General features: G+C 40.0%; 17 protein-coding genes. 6 read left to right on the forward strand and 11 right to left on the reverse strand.

From position 1 onward, the window contains the following. From cyoD to acnA, 10 genes are all read right to left on the reverse strand, one after another. A partial coding sequence (cyoD, locus tag BN200_RS02195) for a cytochrome o ubiquinol oxidase subunit IV (protein WP_019220787.1) occupies nt 1-684 on the reverse strand: 684 nt, incomplete at its 3' end. After that, entirely contained in the window at nt 684-1,349 is a 666-nt protein-coding gene (locus tag BN200_RS02200) for a cytochrome (ubi)quinol oxidase subunit III (protein WP_019220788.1), read from the reverse strand. The genes BN200_RS02200 and cyoD, both read right to left, overlap by 1 nt. Further along, entirely contained in the window at nt 1,346-3,364 is a 2,019-nt protein-coding gene (cyoB, locus tag BN200_RS02205; protein ID WP_019220789.1) for a cytochrome o ubiquinol oxidase subunit I, read from the reverse strand. The genes BN200_RS02200 and cyoB overlap by 4 nt, the downstream gene beginning before the upstream one ends. A gap of 76 nt (nt 3,365-3,440) precedes the next feature. Next, nucleotides 3,441-4,412, reverse strand: a complete 972-nt coding sequence (gene cyoA, locus BN200_RS02210; protein ID WP_019220790.1) for a ubiquinol oxidase subunit II — start codon at nt 4,410-4,412, stop codon at nt 3,441-3,443. Nucleotides 4,413-4,537: 125 nt separating this feature from the next. After that, nucleotides 4,538-4,984: a type II 3-dehydroquinate dehydratase gene (aroQ, locus tag BN200_RS02215; RefSeq protein ID WP_019220791.1), complete on the reverse strand. Its 447-nt coding sequence runs from the start codon at nt 4,982-4,984 to the stop codon at nt 4,538-4,540. Between the two features lie 50 nt (nt 4,985-5,034). After that, nucleotides 5,035-6,168: a DNA replication/repair protein RecF gene (gene recF, locus BN200_RS02220; protein WP_019220792.1), complete on the reverse strand. Its 1,134-nt coding sequence runs from the start codon at nt 6,166-6,168 to the stop codon at nt 5,035-5,037. Nucleotides 6,169-6,188: 20 nt separating this feature from the next. Next, nucleotides 6,189-7,310, reverse strand: coding sequence for a DNA polymerase III subunit beta (gene dnaN, locus BN200_RS02225; RefSeq protein WP_019220793.1), 1,122 nt, complete (start codon nt 7,308-7,310; stop codon nt 6,189-6,191). A gap of 196 nt (nt 7,311-7,506) precedes the next feature. After that, nucleotides 7,507-9,078 carry a chromosomal replication initiator protein DnaA gene (gene dnaA / locus BN200_RS02230; protein ID WP_034988629.1) on the reverse strand — a complete coding sequence of 524 codons (1,572 nt, stop codon included), beginning with the start codon at nt 9,076-9,078 and terminating at the stop codon, nt 7,507-7,509. A gap of 681 nt (nt 9,079-9,759) precedes the next feature. Further along, nucleotides 9,760-10,026 (reverse strand): 30S ribosomal protein S20, encoded by a 267-nt coding sequence (gene rpsT, locus BN200_RS02235; RefSeq protein WP_019220796.1) that lies wholly within the window; start codon nt 10,024-10,026, stop codon nt 9,760-9,762. Between the two features lie 222 nt (nt 10,027-10,248). After that, nucleotides 10,249-12,936, reverse strand: a complete 2,688-nt coding sequence (gene acnA / locus BN200_RS02240; RefSeq protein WP_019220797.1) for an aconitate hydratase AcnA — start codon at nt 12,934-12,936, stop codon at nt 10,249-10,251. A gap of 300 nt (nt 12,937-13,236) precedes the next feature. Here acnA and ccmA point away from each other — a divergent pair, with 300 nt between their 5' ends. The 5 genes from ccmA to BN200_RS02265 all read left to right on the forward strand — a co-directional run bounded on the left by ccmA (nt 13,237) and on the right by BN200_RS02265 (nt 16,209). Then, nucleotides 13,237-13,863 carry a heme ABC exporter ATP-binding protein CcmA gene (gene ccmA / locus BN200_RS02245; protein ID WP_019220798.1) on the forward strand — a complete coding sequence of 209 codons (627 nt, stop codon included), beginning with the start codon at nt 13,237-13,239 and terminating at the stop codon, nt 13,861-13,863. After that, the gene (gene ccmB / locus BN200_RS02250; RefSeq protein WP_019220799.1) at nt 13,860-14,528 is read left to right on the forward strand and encodes a heme exporter protein CcmB; all 669 of its coding nucleotides are present in this window, start codon (nt 13,860-13,862) and stop codon (nt 14,526-14,528) included. The genes ccmA and ccmB overlap by 4 nt, the downstream gene beginning before the upstream one ends. A 100-nt stretch (nt 14,529-14,628) precedes the next feature. Then, nucleotides 14,629-15,324 carry a heme ABC transporter permease gene (locus tag BN200_RS02255; protein ID WP_019220800.1) on the forward strand — a complete coding sequence of 232 codons (696 nt, stop codon included), beginning with the start codon at nt 14,629-14,631 and terminating at the stop codon, nt 15,322-15,324. Between the two features lie 11 nt (nt 15,325-15,335). Then, the gene (locus tag BN200_RS09570; protein ID WP_019220801.1) at nt 15,336-15,587 is read left to right on the forward strand and encodes a heme exporter protein CcmD; all 252 of its coding nucleotides are present in this window, start codon (nt 15,336-15,338) and stop codon (nt 15,585-15,587) included. Then, entirely contained in the window at nt 15,562-16,209 is a 648-nt protein-coding gene (locus BN200_RS02265) for a DsbE family thiol:disulfide interchange protein (protein WP_019220802.1), read from the forward strand. The genes BN200_RS09570 and BN200_RS02265 overlap by 26 nt, the downstream gene beginning before the upstream one ends. A gap of 840 nt (nt 16,210-17,049) precedes the next feature. Here BN200_RS02265 and BN200_RS02275 read toward each other — a convergent pair. Next, complete coding sequence (locus tag BN200_RS02275; RefSeq protein ID WP_019220805.1) at nt 17,050-17,580, reverse strand: GcrA family cell cycle regulator; 531 nt, start codon at nt 17,578-17,580, stop codon at nt 17,050-17,052. A gap of 487 nt (nt 17,581-18,067) precedes the next feature. On the opposite strand from BN200_RS02275, the gene BN200_RS02280 reads away from it, so the two are divergent. Next, on the forward strand, nt 18,068-19,264 hold the full coding sequence (locus tag BN200_RS02280; protein ID WP_019220806.1) for an aspartate aminotransferase family protein: 1,197 nt from the start codon (nt 18,068-18,070) through the stop codon (nt 19,262-19,264). Nucleotides 19,265-19,544: the final 280 nt, after the last annotated feature.

Here is a 19,544-nt window from a genome sequence, read left to right on the forward strand (position 1 = left end):
CTCTAAAGGCATTTCAGAACCTGGTACAGAATCTACAGGTGTCTGCATAGCGGGCGCTTGCCCTAAAGGCATATCAGAGCCTGGTGCAGACTCTACAGGTGTCTGCATAGCGGGCGCTTGCCCCATAGGCATTCCAGAGCCTGGTGCAGGCTCTACAGGTGTCTGCATAGCAGGGGCTTGCCCCATAGGCATTCCAGAGCCTGGTGCAGAATCTGCGGGAACTTGCATACTTGGCAACTTCTCCGCAGATATGTCTTTACTTAATAAATGCTTTTCTGTCTCTTGTGTATCTGATAATTGCTCTAATGCCGAAGAACCCGCTTCTCCTGATATTTCCGGCTCAACAACACGTCCTGAACCGCCCATCATATTATAATTTAAATGAGAAATAGCCCACCATGTACCCCCAATAATGACAAAAACGCAAATAACCGCAAACCACAAGGCGCTTAAATTCCATTTTGCATCGGGACCAGAATTCAAATGCAAAAAGAAAACAATCTGCACTATAATCTGAATAATTGCCATCCCAATAAGATACGCAACCTTTGTGCTAATTGCCCAACTGTCCATCATCCCATACATCACAGGAACAAAAGAACCCAAAGTGAAAAGTACAGCCAGAATAAAGCCAACTAAATAGGAACCAGTACTGGGACTATGTGTTTCATTATGCACACTCATTACAATGCTCCTAACAGATAAACCATTGTGAAAACACCAACCCACACGATATCAAGTAAATGCCAGAAAATGGAAAGACATGCTAAACGTGTTTTATTATCCTGATCTAAACCACAACGACGGAGATGAAAAAACATCACTATCATCCACAGAAGACCAGCACTTACATGGAGACCATGTGTACCAACCAAAGCAAAAAACGCTGACCAATAAGCTGATAAAACTTCTTTTCCAAAAATCTGTAAACCTGTTGCAGGATCAATACCAGCATAAGCATTAGGATCGTAATAAAATACCTCATTCAAAAGTTCATGAAATTCGTAAATTTCCATTCCAATAAAGCAAAATCCAAGCACAAAGGTAATAGCCATCCATAAACGTACACCACCGATGTTACCTTTATGCGTTTGGACCATTACAAACCCATAAGTAATTGATGACAGTAATAAGATGGCGGTCTCAACCAAAACAAAGTTTAAATCAATAAATTCATTGCCCGCTTTTCCTCCACCATAAGAAGCAGAAAAAACAACAAAACTTGAAAAAAGTGTTGAGAATAGGATTAAATCCGAAAGAATATAAACCCAAAAACCAAATGTCATTATCGAGCTACTGTCGTGATGATGCTCATCAATATGAGAATTATTCATTGTCGTCGTACTCATATTGTTATTCCCTGCTCTTTCATAACAGCTGTAAAAGCATCCTCAGTTTTTTGTACTTCTTCAGCTGAAATGTAGTAACCATGGTGATCACCCGTTAAGGAATGACATATAATTGTTGCAAAAAAACCAATCAACCCAATCGCAACAAGCCACCAAATATGCCAAACAAGCGCAAAACCAACAACTAACGAGAAGAATCCCGCAATAATTCCAGCTGAGGTATTTGATGGCATATGGATTTTTGAAAATCCACTTGTCTGACGTTGATACCCATTCTTCTTCATATTCCAATAAGCATCGTCAGTTTGCACCTTCGGAATCACTGCAAAATTATAAGAAGGAGGTGGGGAAGAGGTAAACCACTCAAGCGTACGTGCGTCACCCCAAGAATCATTTAATGTTATTGGTAAACGTCCCTTATGCTTGATACCATACCAGATTGCCAAAACAACTTGCAGCACAAAACACAGGATACCAAGCAAGATAATAAACGCGCCCAGTGCAGCAATCATAAACATCGGCTGCCAACTAGGTTCCATATAATGTTGGAGACGACGCGTCGCTCCCATTAAACCAAGCGCATAGACTGGAAAAAAAGCAAGGTGGAAACCAATGAACCAACACCAAAAAGACGCAATACCAAGTGCCCGATTTGGTTTATAACCAAAGACTTTTGGGAACCAAAAAGCAAGCCCAGCCAAATAGGCAAAAACGACACCGCCAATAATTGTATGATGGAAATGGGCTATCAAAAACAGTGAATTGTGAAATTGCCAATCAGCAGGTACGATAGACATTAAAACACCCGTCAATCCACCCCCAACGAATGTAAAGATCATTCCCATGCACCAAAGCATAGGAGGCTCAAAACGAATTCGACCTTTATACATGGTCAACAACCAATTAAAGACTTTTACACCTGTTGGAACAGCAATGATCATCGTCGCAATACCAAAGAAGGTATTTACAGCTTCACCCCCACCCATGGTGAAGAAATGGTGCCCCCAAACAAGAAGCGAAAGAACCAAAATAACCAACATTGCCCATACCATTGAAGTATAACCAAAAAGGCGTTTTGACGAAAACGTTGATACAACTTCAGAGACAATTCCAAAAGCAGGAACAACCAAAACATAAACTTCAGGATGACCAAAAATCCAAACATAGTTAATCCATACCATGGGATTTCCTCCACCAACATTGGTAAAGAAATTCATGCCCAAATAACGATCACATGCCAAGAGTGCGAATGCTACAGCTAAAACAGGATAAATAACTAAAATAAGGACATTGCTAACGAAAGCGCTCCAACAAAAAACGGGCATTCTCATCATCGTCATGCCAGGAGCACGCATTTTAATAATAGTTGCGACAAAATTGATTGACCCCATCGTCGTTGCGATACCAGACAGCTGAAGTGACCACAAATAATAATCGACCCCTGTATCTGGACTCCCTTGTAACTCTGAGAAAGGTGGGTACATCAACCAACCACCACGACCAAAATTACCAACCCCTAGTGATATGTTAATCAATATTGCCGCAGCGGCAGTAATCCAAAAACCTAAATTATTTGCAAAGGGAAAAGCAACATCGCGTGCACCAATTTGAAGCGGTATAAGATAATTGAAAAGACCAAATAAAATAGGCGTAGCCATGAAAAAAATCATAATAACGCCATGAGCAGAAAAAATCTGATCAAAATGCTCTGGTGGCAAATATCCAGCCGTTTCACTGCCAAGTGCAAAAGCCTGATGCGTTCGCATCATAATCGCATCCGCAAAACCACGAACAAGCATGATGATCCCAAGAATAATATACATAATGCCAATGCGTTTATGATCAACTGTTGTGATCCAATTTCGCCACAAAACTCCCCACCACCCCAATACTGTCAAAGCAAGAAAAGCAACAAGGCCACCCAATACAATCGCAATACATGTGTACAAAACGATCGGTTCATGTGCAAGCGCATGAAAAGCACCTGCCGTAGGATCTGTAAGTCTTCCAAACATCTCTCAACCTATATCAAATGAAATCCCAGTTTAAAAGAAACCTTATCTTAAAAAGGACTCTTCTCGATCGATACTCTCAAATAACACCATCATCAAAAACTGAACACAGTGCACCCCAAAGTGTTTGAGCCGCAGCACGCTTCATTAAATCTTCATTACATACCGTATTTTCATCAACACATCGATTAACAACTCGGTAATAAAGCCCCTTCTCGACAGGTGCAAAATAACGCACCTCAGCATCCTTTTCCTTTGCAGGAACATCACCCATGCGAGGGGCAATGGTAAGCTGACGATAAGAGGCACGATCAAGCACTTGACCATGGGACCGAGCTTTAGCAATCCAATTGTCAAAATCCTGCGAAGATACAGAATGCCATTTAAACCGCATCCCTGCAAAACCATCCCCACTATAATTTGCCGAACTTCCTTTGAAGACTCCTTGTTCTTCAGCCACCAAATGTAATTTAGAATTCATCTGCGGCATAGCATAAAGAACCGTGCCGAGTTTTGGCACCCAAAAGGCATTCACAGAATTCTCTGATGTCAACTGCAACAAAACCTGACGACCTTCCGGTGCATAAATTTCATTGATTGATGCAATACCATATTCTGGATAAATAAAGAGCCATTTCCAATCAAGAGCTACAACATCAACTTGCAATGGCTTCCCTTCACCAACAACTTCTACGGGAAGGGAATTCGTAGGCTCAAGCCTATAGGTGTAATAAGCTGTTAATAAACCCAAAATCGTTACAATAACAATTGGAATACCCCACATAAATGCTTCAATTTTATTGGAATGCCCCCAATCAGGTAAATAATCTGCTTTTGTATTCGATGCACGATACTTGATAGCTAAAAATACCACACTAACCATTACAGGAATGACAACACAAAGCATAACAAGCACACAAATAGCAATCAAAATAAGCTGTTGGCGCGCAACATAACCCGATGGTTGAAGGACATCAATTTTACAACCAGAAATAAGCAGCATACCACTTAAAACTGCAAATATTCCTAATTGTCTCATAAAGCTTTTCATCTTCACCTACCCCCGTCATACGCATCTGGAAGTTGTAATAAACACAATGTCCTGTATTGTATTTATCCAAAAAATAATTATCAAGTCAATTCAAATTCCGTATCCCTCTTATCCAACATTGCTTTTTATTTCTTATAATTAAATCGTTTCACAATATATTCAAGTGCAAGCCAATATCCATCACCCCCACAGCCAACAATGACTGCGTCTACAGCCGCAGATGTATAAGAATGGTGACGAAAAGCCTCACGGTGATAAATAGAAGACAAATGAACCTCTACTTTTGTCTCCGTAAACATCTTTAATGCATCAAGAATTGCAATAGAGGTATGGCTATAAGCGGCGGGATTGATGATTAACCCTGCACTGACTCCAATTGCCTTCTGTATCCACTCTACCAATTTTCCCTCGTAATTGCTTTGATGAAAGTTTACTGTTACGCCAAGCCTTGTGGCACATTCTTGGCAAAGTTTTTCAATATCTTCTAAAGTTTCGGTGCCATAAATTTCCGGTTCACGTTTACCAAGAAAATTTAAATTAGGACCATTTAAAACCGTTATAATCATCGACATAATCGCTTCTTCTTCTGGATCATCACCTTATAAAAATTGTTAGCATGTTTTTACTGCAACAAAGTTCCATCCTTAATCGCGAAAAACTCTGCTCGCCCTTTCAAAGCGTCAAATAAAATGGGATCTGTTCCTGTCATAAATGTTTGCCCCCCTAAATCATCAAGAATATCAAATAAAGCAGCACGACGATGAGAATCAAGATGCGCCGCTATTTCATCAAGAAGAAGAATAGGGGCCCTCTCTGACATCATACCTGTTAAACGCGCATGACATAAAACCAAACCTGTCAATAAAGCTTTCTGTTCACCTGTCGAACAAGACGCTGCTGCCATATTTTTATCAGCATAAAAAATCTGCAAATCTGTGCGATGTGGTCCTTCTAATGTTCGTCCAGCAGCACGATCTATCGCACGGTTATGCTGCAACCGATCACAAAACTGTTCTTCAACCTCAACCGCTGATATTGTATTCAGAGCTGTTTCTAAAAAACCATCAATTTGCAAAAATGCCCGTGGAAAAGCTAGTTGAGATGGCGTTTGTGCAAACATGTCATTTAAAAGCCGAACAACATCGATACGTGCTGCAGCAATAGCCGTTGCCAGTTCTGCCATCTGTTTTTCCAAAGCATCAAACCATGCACAATCTTCATTTTCATCCAAAAACAAACGATTGCGCGCACGCATAACTCTATCATAATCTGCTATACGGCGACTATGCAAAGGGTCAATCGCCAAAACCATACGGTCCAAAAAACGACGACGTTCAAGTGAAGAACCTGTAAAAAGCCCATCCATAGAAGGAGTTAGAATACTCATATGACAGTAATCTGTTAAGCAATCACCTATCTCATTTACACCATTAATATGTACTTTGCGACTGTTATCAGTTATTTCTAAAGCTGTGCCAATATTCACTTCACCGTAAAGAGCACATTCAAGACGCGCAAATACGACAAACCCTTCACCTCCACCATTTGCAAAGCTAACATCAGAATAAGCAGCACGCCGCAAACCACGACCAGGAGAAAGAAAAGATAATGCTTCTAAAAGGTTTGTCTTACCAGCCCCATTATGGCCAGTAAAAACCACATGCTGACCTGAAAAATGAATATTAAAGGAAAAATAATTGCGATAACGTAAAAGCCTTAGCTGCCTCACTGCCACTTTGTGCACATGATCAGCCATGCATTGCAAAACAATACCCCCTAAACACGAATGGGCATCAGCACATAAAGCACATCCGCATCACAATTATCTCGAATCAGAGCCGGAGCTCCAGCCTCAGACAGCATGAAGACCATCTCATCACTCGAAAGCTGTCCAGCAATATCCAAAAGATAACGTGAATTAAACCCTATCTCAAGTGGATCAGATGTGTAAGTCACTGCTAATTGATCTTCCGCACTCCCCGAATCTGGGCTATGAACAACAAGCTTTAATTGCCCCTGCTCAATTGTTAACTTCACTGCACGACCACGATCACTTGCAATCGTGGAAACACGATCAACCGCAGAAGAAAAATCCTGCCTGTTAACAATCAACTTTTTATCATTTCCAACAGGAATAACACGTTGATACTCTGGAAATGTTCCATCAATTAACTTCGAGGTAAAAACCACAGAACCTAAGGAAAAACGAATTTTTGTTTCTGAAAGCTCTACACACACATCCTCATTATTTTCTTCAGAAAGAAGCTTTTGCAACTCTCCCACGGTCTTACGAGGAACAATGACTCCAGGCATTCCCTCAATTCCTGAAGGAGCTTCCATATCAACCTGTGCCAAACGATGACCATCTGTTGCCACCAAACGCAGCCTGAGAGCACCATCATCAATAACATGAAAATAAATACCATTAAGATAATAACGGGTCTCTTCAGTAGAAATAGCAAATTGTGTACAATCAAGTAAATGCTTCAAACTTGACGCCGATAAAGAAAAACGGTAGCCGAACTGTCCTGGAAGAGACTCTGGAAAATCTACTTTGGGTAGACACTGAAGCTGGAAATGTGCACAACCAGAAACAACAGACATCGTACTCGCCTGATCCATCTTAACTGATAAGACAATCTCGCTGCCATCAGGAATTTTACGAACTATATCATACAGCAAATGAGCAGGAACAGTTATTGCTCCCCCTTGCATTACATTCGCTATAAAAGATTCTGTAACCTCTAAATCAAGGTCTGTCGCTTTTAATTGTACGCTATCCTTGTCCGCATCAATCAACACATTCGACAAAATAGGAACAGTATTACGACGCTCAACCACACGGTGAACACGACCAAGAGACTTGAGAAGCTGATTACGATCAACTGTAATACGCATAAAAACCACCGTTATAACTCGCAGAGAATCATATTAATTCTCAAATTAAAAACAACAGACCAACCCAAAAGAATCATCTGTTGAACTTTATTCAACCTCTCCTAAAATGGCAAGGAACTCCTGCACAAGAAAAAAAGTGAACACTCTTCAACTCTCTGCGATATTTTCGATACACAGCGGAGAAAAATTATCAAAGCTATGCAGCCTGTTCTCCAATCAACCGCTTAAGCAATTCAAGCTCCTTGGCTAAGGTTTGATCATCGCAAACCAAATCTTCAATTTTACGGACAGCATGCAAAACTGTCGTATGATCACGCCCTCCAAAACGACGGCCAATTTCCGGCAATGAGCGAGGTGTCAACATTTTCGCTAAATACATTGCAACTTGTCGCGGTTTCACAACTGTACGTGTCCGACGATTGGACAATAAATCTTGCTTAGAAACATTATAATGGCGCGCAACTGCACGCTGAATTTCTTCGATACGAATACGCTTCGTTTCACCTGAACGTGTCAAATGACCTAAAAATTCATCAATTCGTTCTAAAGATAAATCAGACTCGAAAGACTGACGGAACAACAACTGATTAAAGGCTCCTTCAATATCACGTCCTGACCCCAAAACCGTTTTAGCAATATATTGCAAAACCTCATCTGAAATAACAACCATATTGTCATCTTGTTGTGCCAACTTTAACCGTTGACGCAACATTTCCAAACGCATTTCATAATCTGGCGCTTCAATTTCAAGAGCAACGCCACCCTGAAGTCGAGACCGAACCCGAAGATCTAGTGATTCCAATTCCGCTGGCGGGCGATCTGCAGCAACAACAACCTGTTTCGCACTATCAAGCAGCATGTTGAGTAAATGACAAAATTCGTTCTGTATCGACTTTCCTTGCAAAAATTGCATATCATCAATAATCAAAAGATCGATATCACGAAGCTGTTCTTTAAAAGAAAGAGCATCATTATCACGAATAGCGGTCGCAAAACGCCACATAAAATATTCAGCAGTCAAATAAATAACTCGTGCTGGCATTAAACGCTTCAGTGCTGCTGCTGCAATAGCCTGAAGCAAATGTGTTTTTCCTAAACCAACAGACGCATGAATAAAAAGAGGATTAAAACGCAAAGCACTTTTATGCCCCTCGGCAATGGAACGCGCGGCAGCTAAGGCAACACGGTTAGATGCACCTTCAACAAAACTCTCAAAAGTATAGCGAGAATCAAGAGGAGAACCAAAAACTCCTGCATCAATCCCCTTGACAGAATGCTCTGTATAATTCTCAATAAAAGAGGAAGCCGTCTGCTCTTCAGCAACAATGGGAGCTGTATTCGTTCCACAAACAACAGCTTTTGACACGCGCTTCATACCCCGAACAATCACTTCAACACGAAGAACCGCTGAATTCTCCTGTTTCCATAAATTGGTCAAAAGAGAACCATAGTGATTCTGAATCCAAGAACGCAAAAATGCCGTAGGAACAGAAAGCTTTACAAGATTACGACTATATTCAGCAAGCTTCAAACGACCAAACCAACTGTTATAAGCTTCGATACCAACCTGCGCCTTTACTTGCGCCATCACACGCGCAAAAGCCGCCGCACTTTCCTCCTCTGAAATAACCGGATGCTCTAAAGAAACATTTCTAACACCTACACCCTCTACATCCGTCATATTACCCTTTATTACTTTCTCTGCCGACAGGATATCCATCGAAACCCTTTTAAAGGAGCTTGCTTTAGAGTTCAATTTATCCACCATCTTCCATCCCGATCAAAACAAAAACCTTGTTTCGCCAAACAGCTAAAATCAACTTAGCAAAAGCAAAACGCTCTACCCCACATAAGATTATCATCCTCCCCTAGGATAATCTCATCACAACCCCACCAACAAAGATGACCAATAAGATTTACTTGCATTCATGATATGATCCATTCTTCTAAAATGAAAAACACACCAGTCACGAAAACTAAAAAACCGTCAGAAAACCTACCTAAAACGAGAGCCCATAGCAGCATCAATTAAAAGTCTTACACTCACCATAGAATAATAGCTGATATGACCCCTGTCTTTTTCTTATCCTGAGGAGAACCATACAAAACACCAGAGGTAAAATGCAAGAGGTCAAAATAAAATCAAAAACTGCTATCACTATGCTGATCATAAATAAGGAATGGGAAAAATAATTGATTCAATTCACTTTTTTTCTCTAAATTTACCAATAATAAAGAATATCTTCAGTGTAAAAAAAAAAATAAAAAAGCTTGACAAAAAAGACTCTGCAAAAATCCACAAAGCTTGTGGATAACCATATAATTTCTATAAACCTGCTCTAGACTTTTGCGGAGAGAATCACTGCATCCTTCTCTTTTAGAAAGAGCAGTATTAATAAAAAACCAGCATCTACAGAGATGCTGGTATGACTTAAAAAACGGGAAATTTTTAGACGCTTAATGCCTTCAAACGCTTCGCTAAACGCGATACTTTCCTGGCTGCAGCATTTTTATGAAAAACCCCTTTGGAAACTGCACGCATAATTTCAGGTTCAAAATTCTTAAACGCCACTTCCGCAGATGCCTTATCGCCACCAGCTAAAGCATCATCAAATTTACGCATGAAGGTACGAACACGTGAACGGCGAGCCCGATTAACCTGCGTACGCGCAGCAACCTTTCGCACCGCTTTTTGAGCCGAAGGTGTATTCGCCATAAATATCTCTCTCTTTCAACGCATTGGTAGGAACGCACAAATAAATACCCCTACCACTCTAAACAAATCTAAGACAAACAGTTGCCTGTAACTGTGCAGCTTATAGCGCAATCCTAAAGCTAACGTCAATCGAATTCTCAAAAACGGACACAAAAAACGAAAACAAACTCCTTGATACTCAATTGAAGAGTTTAGAGATACTTCTCAGCAAACAAATGCGCTTTAAATTGCCAGATTACGCAAAACATATTGCAAAATACCACCATGATGCAAATAATCTAATTCATCTTCAGTATCGACACGGCATAATAATGGAACAGTTTTTACCGTTCCATCAGAAAAAGTGATTGAAGCGACAATCTTCTGACGGGGTTTCAAGTTATGAATCCCTTCAATTGTTACCTGTTCATCTCCCTTTAAACCCAAAGATTGCCAGCTTTCTCCCTCTTCAAACACAAAGGGAACAATTCCCATACCAACGAGATTAGAACGATGAATCCGCTCAAAAGACTGAGCAATCACTGCTTTTACACCAAGAAGATTAGTGCCCTTAGCAGCCCAATCACGAGATGATCCATTGCCATATTCAATACCAGCAAAAACAACAAGCGGAATACCTTCCTGTTTATACGCCATGGCTGCATCATAAATCGCTTGCTCTATCCCTGATGGATAATGAACTGTATAGCCTCCTTCACGACCATTTTCTCCTAGCATGAAGTTACGAATGCGAATATTGGCAAAAGTTCCACGCATCATCACCTCATGATTTCCACGACGCGTTCCATATTGGTTAAAATCAGTCACCTTAACCCCATGATCCGTTAAATATTTTCCAGCAGGAGAATCAACCTTGATGGAACCAGCAGGAGAAATATGATCCGTCGTGATTTTATCACCAAATAAACCTAAAATCCGTGCATTTTTAATGTCTGGTAAGACATCAGGAATCTTCCGCATACCCTTAAAATAAGGGGGATTGCGCACATATGTTGATTGTTCATCCCAAGAATAAGTAGCCCCCGTAGGAACTTGAACTTTTTGCCAATTTTCGTCTCCCTTAAAGACATCTGCATATTTTTCAGCAAAAATCTTACGCGTAACATTCTTTTCGATAAACTCTTGTATTTCTTGAGAAGTTGGCCAAATATCTCTCAAATAAACTGGTTGACCATCTAAACCTTCGCCAAGAGCCTCCTTGGTTAAATCTTTACGCACTGTTCCTGCCAAAGCATGCGCAACAACCAAAGGTGGTGAAGCTAGATAATTCGCTTGCACATCAGGGGAAACACGCCCTTCAAAATTACGATTTCCTGAAAGAACTGCAGCCGCAATGAGACCATTATCATTAATCACTTTAGAAATAGATGGATACAAAGGGCCAGAGTTCCCAATACATGTCGTGCACCCAAACCCTACTAAGTTAAACCCTAGTACATCCAAATCTTTTTGCAAACCTGAATTATGAAGGTAAGCTTCCACAACTTGCGAACCAGGGGCAAGAGAAGTCTTAACCCATGGTTTACTCCTGAGACCTTTCGCCACAGCATTACGCGCCAAAAGACCTGCCGCAATAAGAACACTTGGATTTGAGGTATTCGTACAAGAAGTAATGGCAGCAATCACCACATCGCCATGCCCAAGCGTGTATTCCCCTTCCTCGACAGGATAACGGTTATCTTGCTCAGAAGTCTTCTTATAATCCTCAACCAATGCCTTCTCAAAACCTTGCCCAACAGTTTGCAAAGCGATACGCCCCTCCGGGCGTTTAGGACCAGCCATAGAAGGAACAACACTTCCCATATCTAATTCAATTGTATCACTAAAAACCGGATCTGCTCCCATTTCGTCATGCCACATCCCTTGTGCTTTGGCATAAGCTTCCACCAAAGCAATCCTATCTTCATCGCGTCCTGTCATATTGAGATAACGCACTGTTTCTTTATCAATTGGGAAAAAACCACATGTTGCCCCATATTCAGGTGCCATGTTTGCAATTGTTGCCCGATCGGCAAGCGTCATGTGTTCCAGACCAGGACCAAAAAACTCAACAAATTTACCGACAACACCTTTTTTGCGTAAAATTTGTGTTACCATTAACACGAGATCGGTAGCTGTTACACCTTCTTTAAGTTTACCGGTTAAACGAAAACCAATCACTTCAGGTAACAACATAGAAACAGGCTGGCCTAACATTGCAGCTTCTGCTTCAATACCACCAACTCCCCAACCCAAAACGCCTAAACCATTTACCATAGTTGTATGCGAATCAGTTCCTACACAGGTATCAGGATAAACTGTCTGATATTTCTCATCATCCTTCATCCACACGCATTGTGCTAAATATTCTAGGTTAACCTGATGACAAATCCCTGTTCCTGGAGGAACAACGCGAAAATTTTGAAAAGCCTGTTGCCCCCACTTAAGAAAACGATAGCGTTCACCGTTACGTTCATATTCATGCTCAACATTTTCCTTAAAAGCCATAGGGGTGCCAAAATCATCAACGATAATTGAGTGGTCAATGATGAGATCAACGGGAATAAGAGGATTGATTTTTTCAGCATTTCCTTCAAGATTGACCATCGCATCACGCATCGCAGAAAGGTCAACAACTGCAGGAACGCCAGTAAAGTCTTGCATGAGAACCCGTGCAGGGCGATAAGCGATTTCTGCACCGCCACTGCCCTTGTCTTTTAGCCATTTTGCAACGTTTAAAATATCCTCTTTCTTAACCGTGCGACCATCTTCAAAGCGTAATAAATTTTCAAGAATGACTTTCATCGAAAACGGCAAACGAGAAACACCTTGAAGCCCATTCTTCTCCGCTTCAATTAAACTATAATAAATATATTCTTTACCACATACACCTAAAGTTCTGCGACAATTAAAGCTATCAATTTGAGTCATGACTGCCCACCCTCATACTACAAACCACCCAATTTCCCGGAACGAACAACACAAACTACGAGTCAAGGTCGCAGCTTGAGCGCAGACGCAATCACCTCCGCCATCCATTTCCCCCTTCACCTTCCCATCAGCAAACTCGGAAATCAGCGTCAAAAACCATTCTACACCAGATATTGATGTAATACTTCGCTTATAGAACTATTTCTAGAACTATTCTAGGTACAATTCTATAAAATAACGTGTTTTTTTACCCTATAATGCAATAAAGATGATAGAAATAAGGATAAAACAGGTAATGACATGGTGTTATTGGGTAAAGATTTGGCAGCTCACAGAAATGAAGATGTTCTTTTTCAAGGACTCTCTTTTTGTTTATTCCCACAACAACTTATGACAATCACAGGCCCAAATGGGATTGGAAAATCTACATTACTCAGAATCATTGCGGGGCTCTTTGAAGCTGCTGAAGGTTATGTCAATCTTAAAGACCAAGAACACATATACCCTGTCGCAACAGCATGTCATTATCTTGGAACTCAAAATGCTATGAAACCTTTCTTATCAGTCATCAGCAATTTGCAATTTTGGTCAGCATTTTATGGGCAACCTCTACGCTCTCCACACGAAGCCCTTGCAGATATTGGTCTTTCTGATCTTGGACACTTACCCTTTAACGTTCTATCAACTGGGCAAAAAAGGCGTGTAGCAATTGCCCGCCTTTTGCTCTCTTATCGTCCTGTTTGGATTTTAGATGAACCAACATTAGGAATTGATAGCCACGCTCAAACTCTCCTTACCAATATTTTCCAGTACCATCTCAACCAAGGTGGTATGATTATTGCTGCAACCCATAATTCCCTCGGCATTCCAGAAAACCATAAAATCGCTTTGGAAAATTTTTTACCTCCCCAAGAGAAAATGCAATGAAAGCACTGTTCTGGCGTGATCTTAAATTAACCTTAACACCACAAACTTCCTCGTTAGCAGGGCTTTTATTCTTCATTGCCGTTGTTATGATAACTCCCTTCGCTCTTGGACCAAACCCTAAAATTCTTTCACAAATAGGTCCAGGCATATTGTGGCTTGGAGCACTTCTTGCAGGGCTTCTTAATCTCAATAAACTTTTTCAAACCGATCATGAGGATGGAAATCTTGACCAATTCATCCTTTCTGGACAAAGAAAAAGTTTTACACTGATTATCTTGACCAAATGCCTTGCACATTGGGTGGGAACTATGCTCCCTCTTATTTTTGCCACTCCTCTTTTAGCATTCATGCTCCATTTAGATGCAATAATAACTTTTACAACAATACTCACTCTCTTCTGTGGAACACCAGCCATTATTTTTATTGGCGCTATCGGAGCTGCCCTTGCAATATCCTTGTTGCATAGCACTCTTCTCATTTTTATCATCATCTTACCATGGATTATTCCAATCATGATTTTTGGCGTTTCCGCTGCTACAGCTCCAACAAATCCAAATATCTCTTTTCTCACTTCTTTGACTCTTCTGATCGCTTTTTCACTGCTTTTGAGTCTTTTTAGCTCTTTTATTGCAGCTATAACGCTTAAACTTTTATCAGAAGAATAAAAGGTGATTGCTGCACAACAAAACTCTGCCTATTATGAAACTCATGAAGAGAACATTTCACGTACATAAGGGGGAACTTCCCGCAAGTTTTACCTGTTTCATGAAAATCAGTAGTGCTGTTTTGCCTTGGTTAATCAGTATAATATTATGCCTTCTTCTCTTAGGAACTATTCTGATTATGCACTCTCCTGATGACTATCAGCAAGGGATCACCGTCAAAATTATGTATATTCATGCACCATTCGCGTGGCTCTCTACATGTTGTTATATTATAATAAGTGCTGCTGCCTTAGGAAGCCTGATTTGGAGGTATCATCTTGCTGATGTGGCACTCAAATGTGGTGCCCCCATTGGAGCAGTTTTTACAGCTCTAGCCCTGTTAACAGGAGCACTTTGGGGACGTCCTACATGGGGAACATGGTGGGTATGGGATGCGCGATTAACATCGGTTTTGATTCTATTTTTCATCTACCTTGCTATTGTCATGCTTGCTCGTGCTTTTAATAATCAAGCAAAAGCTGCACGCGCGACAGCAATTCTCACACTCGTTGGACTTGTGAATATCCCCATTATTAAATTCTCCGTTAATTGGTGGAATACGCTTCATCAATCAGCATCGCTTTTACGTTCAGGAGGTCCAACAATAGAACGTGCTATGTTATGGCCCCTTATAACAATGCTATTCTGTTTCAGCTTTCTGTTTATTGCACTCTATTTGATGGCTATGCGCAATGAAATCAACAGCCGTCACATCCAAATACTTCAGAGAAAAAAAGCCCGTCGTGCACAACATTAGGACTTATTATCATGCTCCACTTATATAACATTCATAGTGGACTTTTAGGGAACCTCTCTCAGAAAATTGATTTTTTCCTTGGCATTCTTCAACACCAGCAAATTGTTGTTTTGAGTTATATGCTTTCTGCAATCTTCCTTTTGTGTCTTATTGGACACATCCTTTACAAAGCTATACACCAAAAAAAAATCCTACAACAACTGAACAAAAATCCGTTGTTTGATAAAGAAAAACATCATGAAAAACACCCCTCAAAAACTTAAAAAAAACACATCTTTACCTACTCTCTTTGCTCTTTTTGGACCGTTTGTGTTTTTTCTTCTTCTTATGCTTTTCTTCCACCTTATACAGAACAAACACCCCAATGATACTTCCCTTCTCCCAGACATATTCGCTGAAAAACCTGCCCCCCAAACAAGTCTGCCTCTCCTTGGTAAGGAAAACCATCTCCTCAATTTAGATCAATTTAAAGGGCGGGTAAAATTGGTTAATTTTTGGGGATCTTGGTGTCTATCCTGTCGCGAAGAACATCCTCTTCTTATGAAAATTGCTCAAGATCAACGTTTTGACCTTATTGGCATTAACTATAAGGATAATAAAGAAAATGCCCAACGCTTTCTGAATAATTTTGGTAATCCTTTTAAACTGATTGGTTTTGATGTTTCAGGATATACAGCCATTAATTGGGGAGTCTATGGACCACCAGAAACCTTTCTTCTGAATAAAGAAAACATGATTATTGCTAAACATGTTGGTCCTTTAACATGGCAGATTTATCAGAAAAAAATTCTGCCCAAAATCGAAAAAGCAATTATCACAGAAGAATTTTCTAACATTAATAATTTGATTTATAAAGATAACTTATCTTCTTTCCATATTAAATGAGAAAATAGCAAATACAGAAAGTCTTTCCCATTTCAGCTTTCTCTTAAATAGTGAATCATAAAAAATTGCCTGTGTATCATTAAGAAAAGCGCGATTTAAATAAAAACAGCTTTTAAGAAGACTCAAAATGCCTTTCATAAACAGTCTCAATGCAAGAGCAATCATACATTGAAAGCTGGCAAAGAAAATGATGGCGCCAGAATGCACCTTTCTTAAGCATAAAAATAGGAGTTCCCAAGCCTATCGTTTTATAAAATTTTACGAACGATGGAGGAATTGAGAACAGGAAAATATATCTTTAAGATCAGTGTGGAATAAAGGGTAAAATGGCATGCTGTTCTTTATGAGGGTTCTTCCTGTAAAAAACATGAAAAACAAAAATGTCATTCTCTATACAATTGCATTGTTATTATTGAAAAGATCTTGCTGTAGATCTTTTTGAAAGCCATAAAGCTCAACTAAAACGGGACCATGAAGAGAGCAAAGAATTACGCCCTTATAGGGCATCTCCTGCAATTATTTAAATTTCATTTGTTCAGCAACATCGCGCACGTAACAAAACATTACTAGTCACTTCCTAATCAAGATTCATTATAAGGATACAATCAGCTCTCGTTATTCAAGAACAAGAAAGGATAATTTGAATAAGCTTCCTAAAGAAAGAAAAAATCTACATTCCTTAAAAGCCCAGCTTTTGCAATTTTCTTTCTTATAGAAGATGATTTATTCATGATGTCTTTTGCAAAAGAAACATTCTGGCAATCTATATCCCCAATTACCAAAATATTTAAGCTGACATTGAATAAGAATATAGAATGAATATAGATTATATGACGAATATCATATTCTTATCCGTCGTCTTTCAGAGATTGGCTGGAATGCTATCTTGGCATGAAAAGCACAATAAGGGCTATTCTCACCAGAATCGGCACCACAAAAATGAAAGTCTGGTGATAAAGGATCTCCAACTGGCCATCTACATGTATTTTCACTCAATTGCAAGAGATTAAGCTGACGCGATATAGGTACAACCACATTTGATTTTTCAGGCAGATCAACTTCTGCTACATCCTCTACGACAGCATCCATCTTTAAAGCTGTCGCTCCAACACTACAAGAAGCATTTGCCGGCAACACTGTCGATGGTGTGCGACGCATCCGCACAGACGATGGACTGACACCAACAAGTGTCTTTTGTACACGCGCCCCCCCTTGTGCTGTTTTACCACGCCCTGGTAGTTTTAATCGGTGCACTTTACCGATCACTGCATTCCTACTCACCCCACCTAACTGAGCTGCAATCTGACTTGCACTTAGCCCTTCACTCCAAAACTTCTTCAGAAGTTCAACGCGTTCACATGTCCAACCCATATCAGCACTCCATTCTGATCACTTCATTGAGACGCACCCATTCGCATCTTCAAATGTTTCAATCACTTTTTCAATGGGTTTAATGAAAAAAATTTTTACACTCTACCCGAGAGCACAAAAAATTTCACTCAACCTGTGGAATTGACAAACCGAAACATAACCTTGCCTGCTGTTTTAAACTACAATATGCATTGACTCTATGACAAGTATCTTTCCTTCTTGAAGAGCCTATTTAGAATGTTTTCCCCAACTTGCAAATCGATCATCAATCAAACTATCGTTTGCGCTTAACAGTTTTTGCCATAAATGCTTCTTGGTAAAACCTTCATTGACTTTTTGCCAATCGGTGCAATGATCCAACTTGTGAGCGTGGTAATTGATTACCATAAACCGTTGATGATGCTGCGTTCAAAAGTACAATGTATTCTGTTTGCAGCGTTGTTTTGTTTGGTGTATCGCAGAGCTCGAAAGATGAAGGAAATTAATGATGAAGGCGACCTCTATACAGCCACTTTATGAGTGCTTTGCTCGACGTAATTTGCATTTTGAAAAAGGGAAGGCTGTATGGCTTATTTCCGATAAAGGAGAGCGTTATCTTGATTTTACTTCTGGCATTGCTGTTAATGTATTAGGATATGCACATCCAAAATTGGTGGAGACCCTCAAAAGACAAGCTGAAAAAGTTTGGCATGTTTCCAATCTTTTTCAATCCCCTGAACAGGAAGCTCTTGCCGCACAGCTTTGTGCAAACAGTTTTGCTGATAAGGTTTTTTTCTGCAATTCCGGTGCTGAAGCAGTGGAATGCGCCTTAAAAACTGCTCGTCACTATCATTATGCTTCTGATCATCCAAAACGCGTTGAAATTATTACTTTTGAAGATGCGTTTCATGGACGCACACTTGCAACGCTTGCTGCTACCGGACAAGAAAAATATTTGCAAGGTTTTGGACCAAAAGCCGGCGGATTTATTCAAATTCCTTTTTGTGATGAAATCGCTTTGCGTAATGCTATCAATAAAAATACTGCTGCTGTTCTTATTGAACCCATTCAGGGAGAAGGAGGAATACGAACGGTACCTCATGAATATTTAAGGTTTTTGCGCAAAATATGCGACGAAAATGGCCTGTTATTAATTTTGGATGAAGTCCAAACAGGTATTGGACGGACAGGAAAGCTCTTTGCCTATGAATGGAGTGGTATCACACCTGATATTCTTACCCTCGCAAAAGGACTAGGGGGTGGTTTTCCTTTGGGAGCTTGTCTTGCAACCGAGAAAGTTGCAAAAAGTATGACACCAGGAACCCACGGATCAACCTTTGGAGGCAATCTTCTTGGGATGGCTGTGGGCAAAGCTGTTCTTGATACCATATTAGAACCCGGTTTTCTCGACCATGTTCAGCAAATGGAATATAAGCTAAAAAGTGGACTTTCAAATATTCTAAGCACCTATCCTGACATTCTCTGTGCAATTCACGGGATAGGACTGATGTTGGGCATTCAGTGCGTTATTCCCTCTCATGTTGTCGTCAATGCATTGGAAAATGAATATCTTTTGAGTGTGAGTGCTAACAACAACGTTGTGCGCTTCTTGCCTCCCCTTATCATCAAGGAAGAAGAAGTAGACGAAGGTTTACATCGTATTGAAAAAGCAATGGCTTCTCTTTCGCAAAAAAATAAAAGGTAACTCATATCATCTCATGAAAAATAGCTTCTTGCTATTGTATTGATTTACTTCTTTCTTAAACAGAGGACATATTTTTATCAACTATGGAAAACACTTTAAAAAATTGAAAAGTCTGAGAAATTCAAAAGCTTTTGCTCATAATCCCTGGCAATAATCGCTAAAAATACTTCACAGGTAGGCATTCTATCTCATATGAGTATGTCTCTCTTGAAAGAGGAATGATCGTATAACATCATTGTTTTAAAAATGCAGCTCAGACATAGTAAAAGCATCCCTGATA

Source organism: Bartonella senegalensis OS02 (genome assembly GCF_000312545.1).
Classification (GTDB): domain Bacteria; phylum Pseudomonadota; class Alphaproteobacteria; order Rhizobiales; family Rhizobiaceae; genus Bartonella; species Bartonella senegalensis.

Coding starts and splice junctions, on each gene's coding strand:
- BN200_RS02200 (WP_019220788.1), bottom strand. CDS start 1,349: ATGAGTACGACGACAATGAATAATTCTCATATTGATGAGCATCATCAC.
- cyoB (WP_019220789.1), bottom strand. CDS start 3,364: ATGTTTGGAAGACTTACAGATCCTACGGCAGGTGCTTTTCATGCGCTT.
- cyoA (WP_019220790.1), bottom strand. CDS start 4,412: ATGAAAAGCTTTATGAGACAATTAGGAATATTTGCAGTTTTAAGTGGT.
- aroQ (WP_019220791.1), bottom strand. CDS start 4,984: ATGTCGATGATTATAACGGTTTTAAATGGTCCTAATTTAAATTTTCTT.
- recF (WP_019220792.1), bottom strand. CDS start 6,168: ATGGCTGATCATGTGCACAAAGTGGCAGTGAGGCAGCTAAGGCTTTTA.
- dnaN (WP_019220793.1), bottom strand. CDS start 7,310: ATGCGTATTACAGTTGATCGTAATCAGCTTCTCAAGTCTCTTGGTCGT.
- dnaA (WP_034988629.1), bottom strand. CDS start 9,078: ATGGTGGATAAATTGAACTCTAAAGCAAGCTCCTTTAAAAGGGTTTCG.
- rpsT (WP_019220796.1), bottom strand. CDS start 10,026: ATGGCGAATACACCTTCGGCTCAAAAAGCGGTGCGAAAGGTTGCTGCG.
- acnA (WP_019220797.1), bottom strand. CDS start 12,936: ATGACTCAAATTGATAGCTTTAATTGTCGCAGAACTTTAGGTGTATGT.
- ccmA (WP_019220798.1), top strand. CDS start 13,237: ATGGTGTTATTGGGTAAAGATTTGGCAGCTCACAGAAATGAAGATGTT.
- ccmB (WP_019220799.1), top strand. CDS start 13,860: ATGAAAGCACTGTTCTGGCGTGATCTTAAATTAACCTTAACACCACAA.
- BN200_RS02255 (WP_019220800.1), top strand. CDS start 14,629: ATGAAAATCAGTAGTGCTGTTTTGCCTTGGTTAATCAGTATAATATTA.
- BN200_RS09570 (WP_019220801.1), top strand. CDS start 15,336: ATGCTCCACTTATATAACATTCATAGTGGACTTTTAGGGAACCTCTCT.
- BN200_RS02265 (WP_019220802.1), top strand. CDS start 15,562: ATGAAAAACACCCCTCAAAAACTTAAAAAAAACACATCTTTACCTACT.
- BN200_RS02275 (WP_019220805.1), bottom strand. CDS start 17,580: ATGGGTTGGACATGTGAACGCGTTGAACTTCTGAAGAAGTTTTGGAGT.
- BN200_RS02280 (WP_019220806.1), top strand. CDS start 18,068: ATGAAGGCGACCTCTATACAGCCACTTTATGAGTGCTTTGCTCGACGT.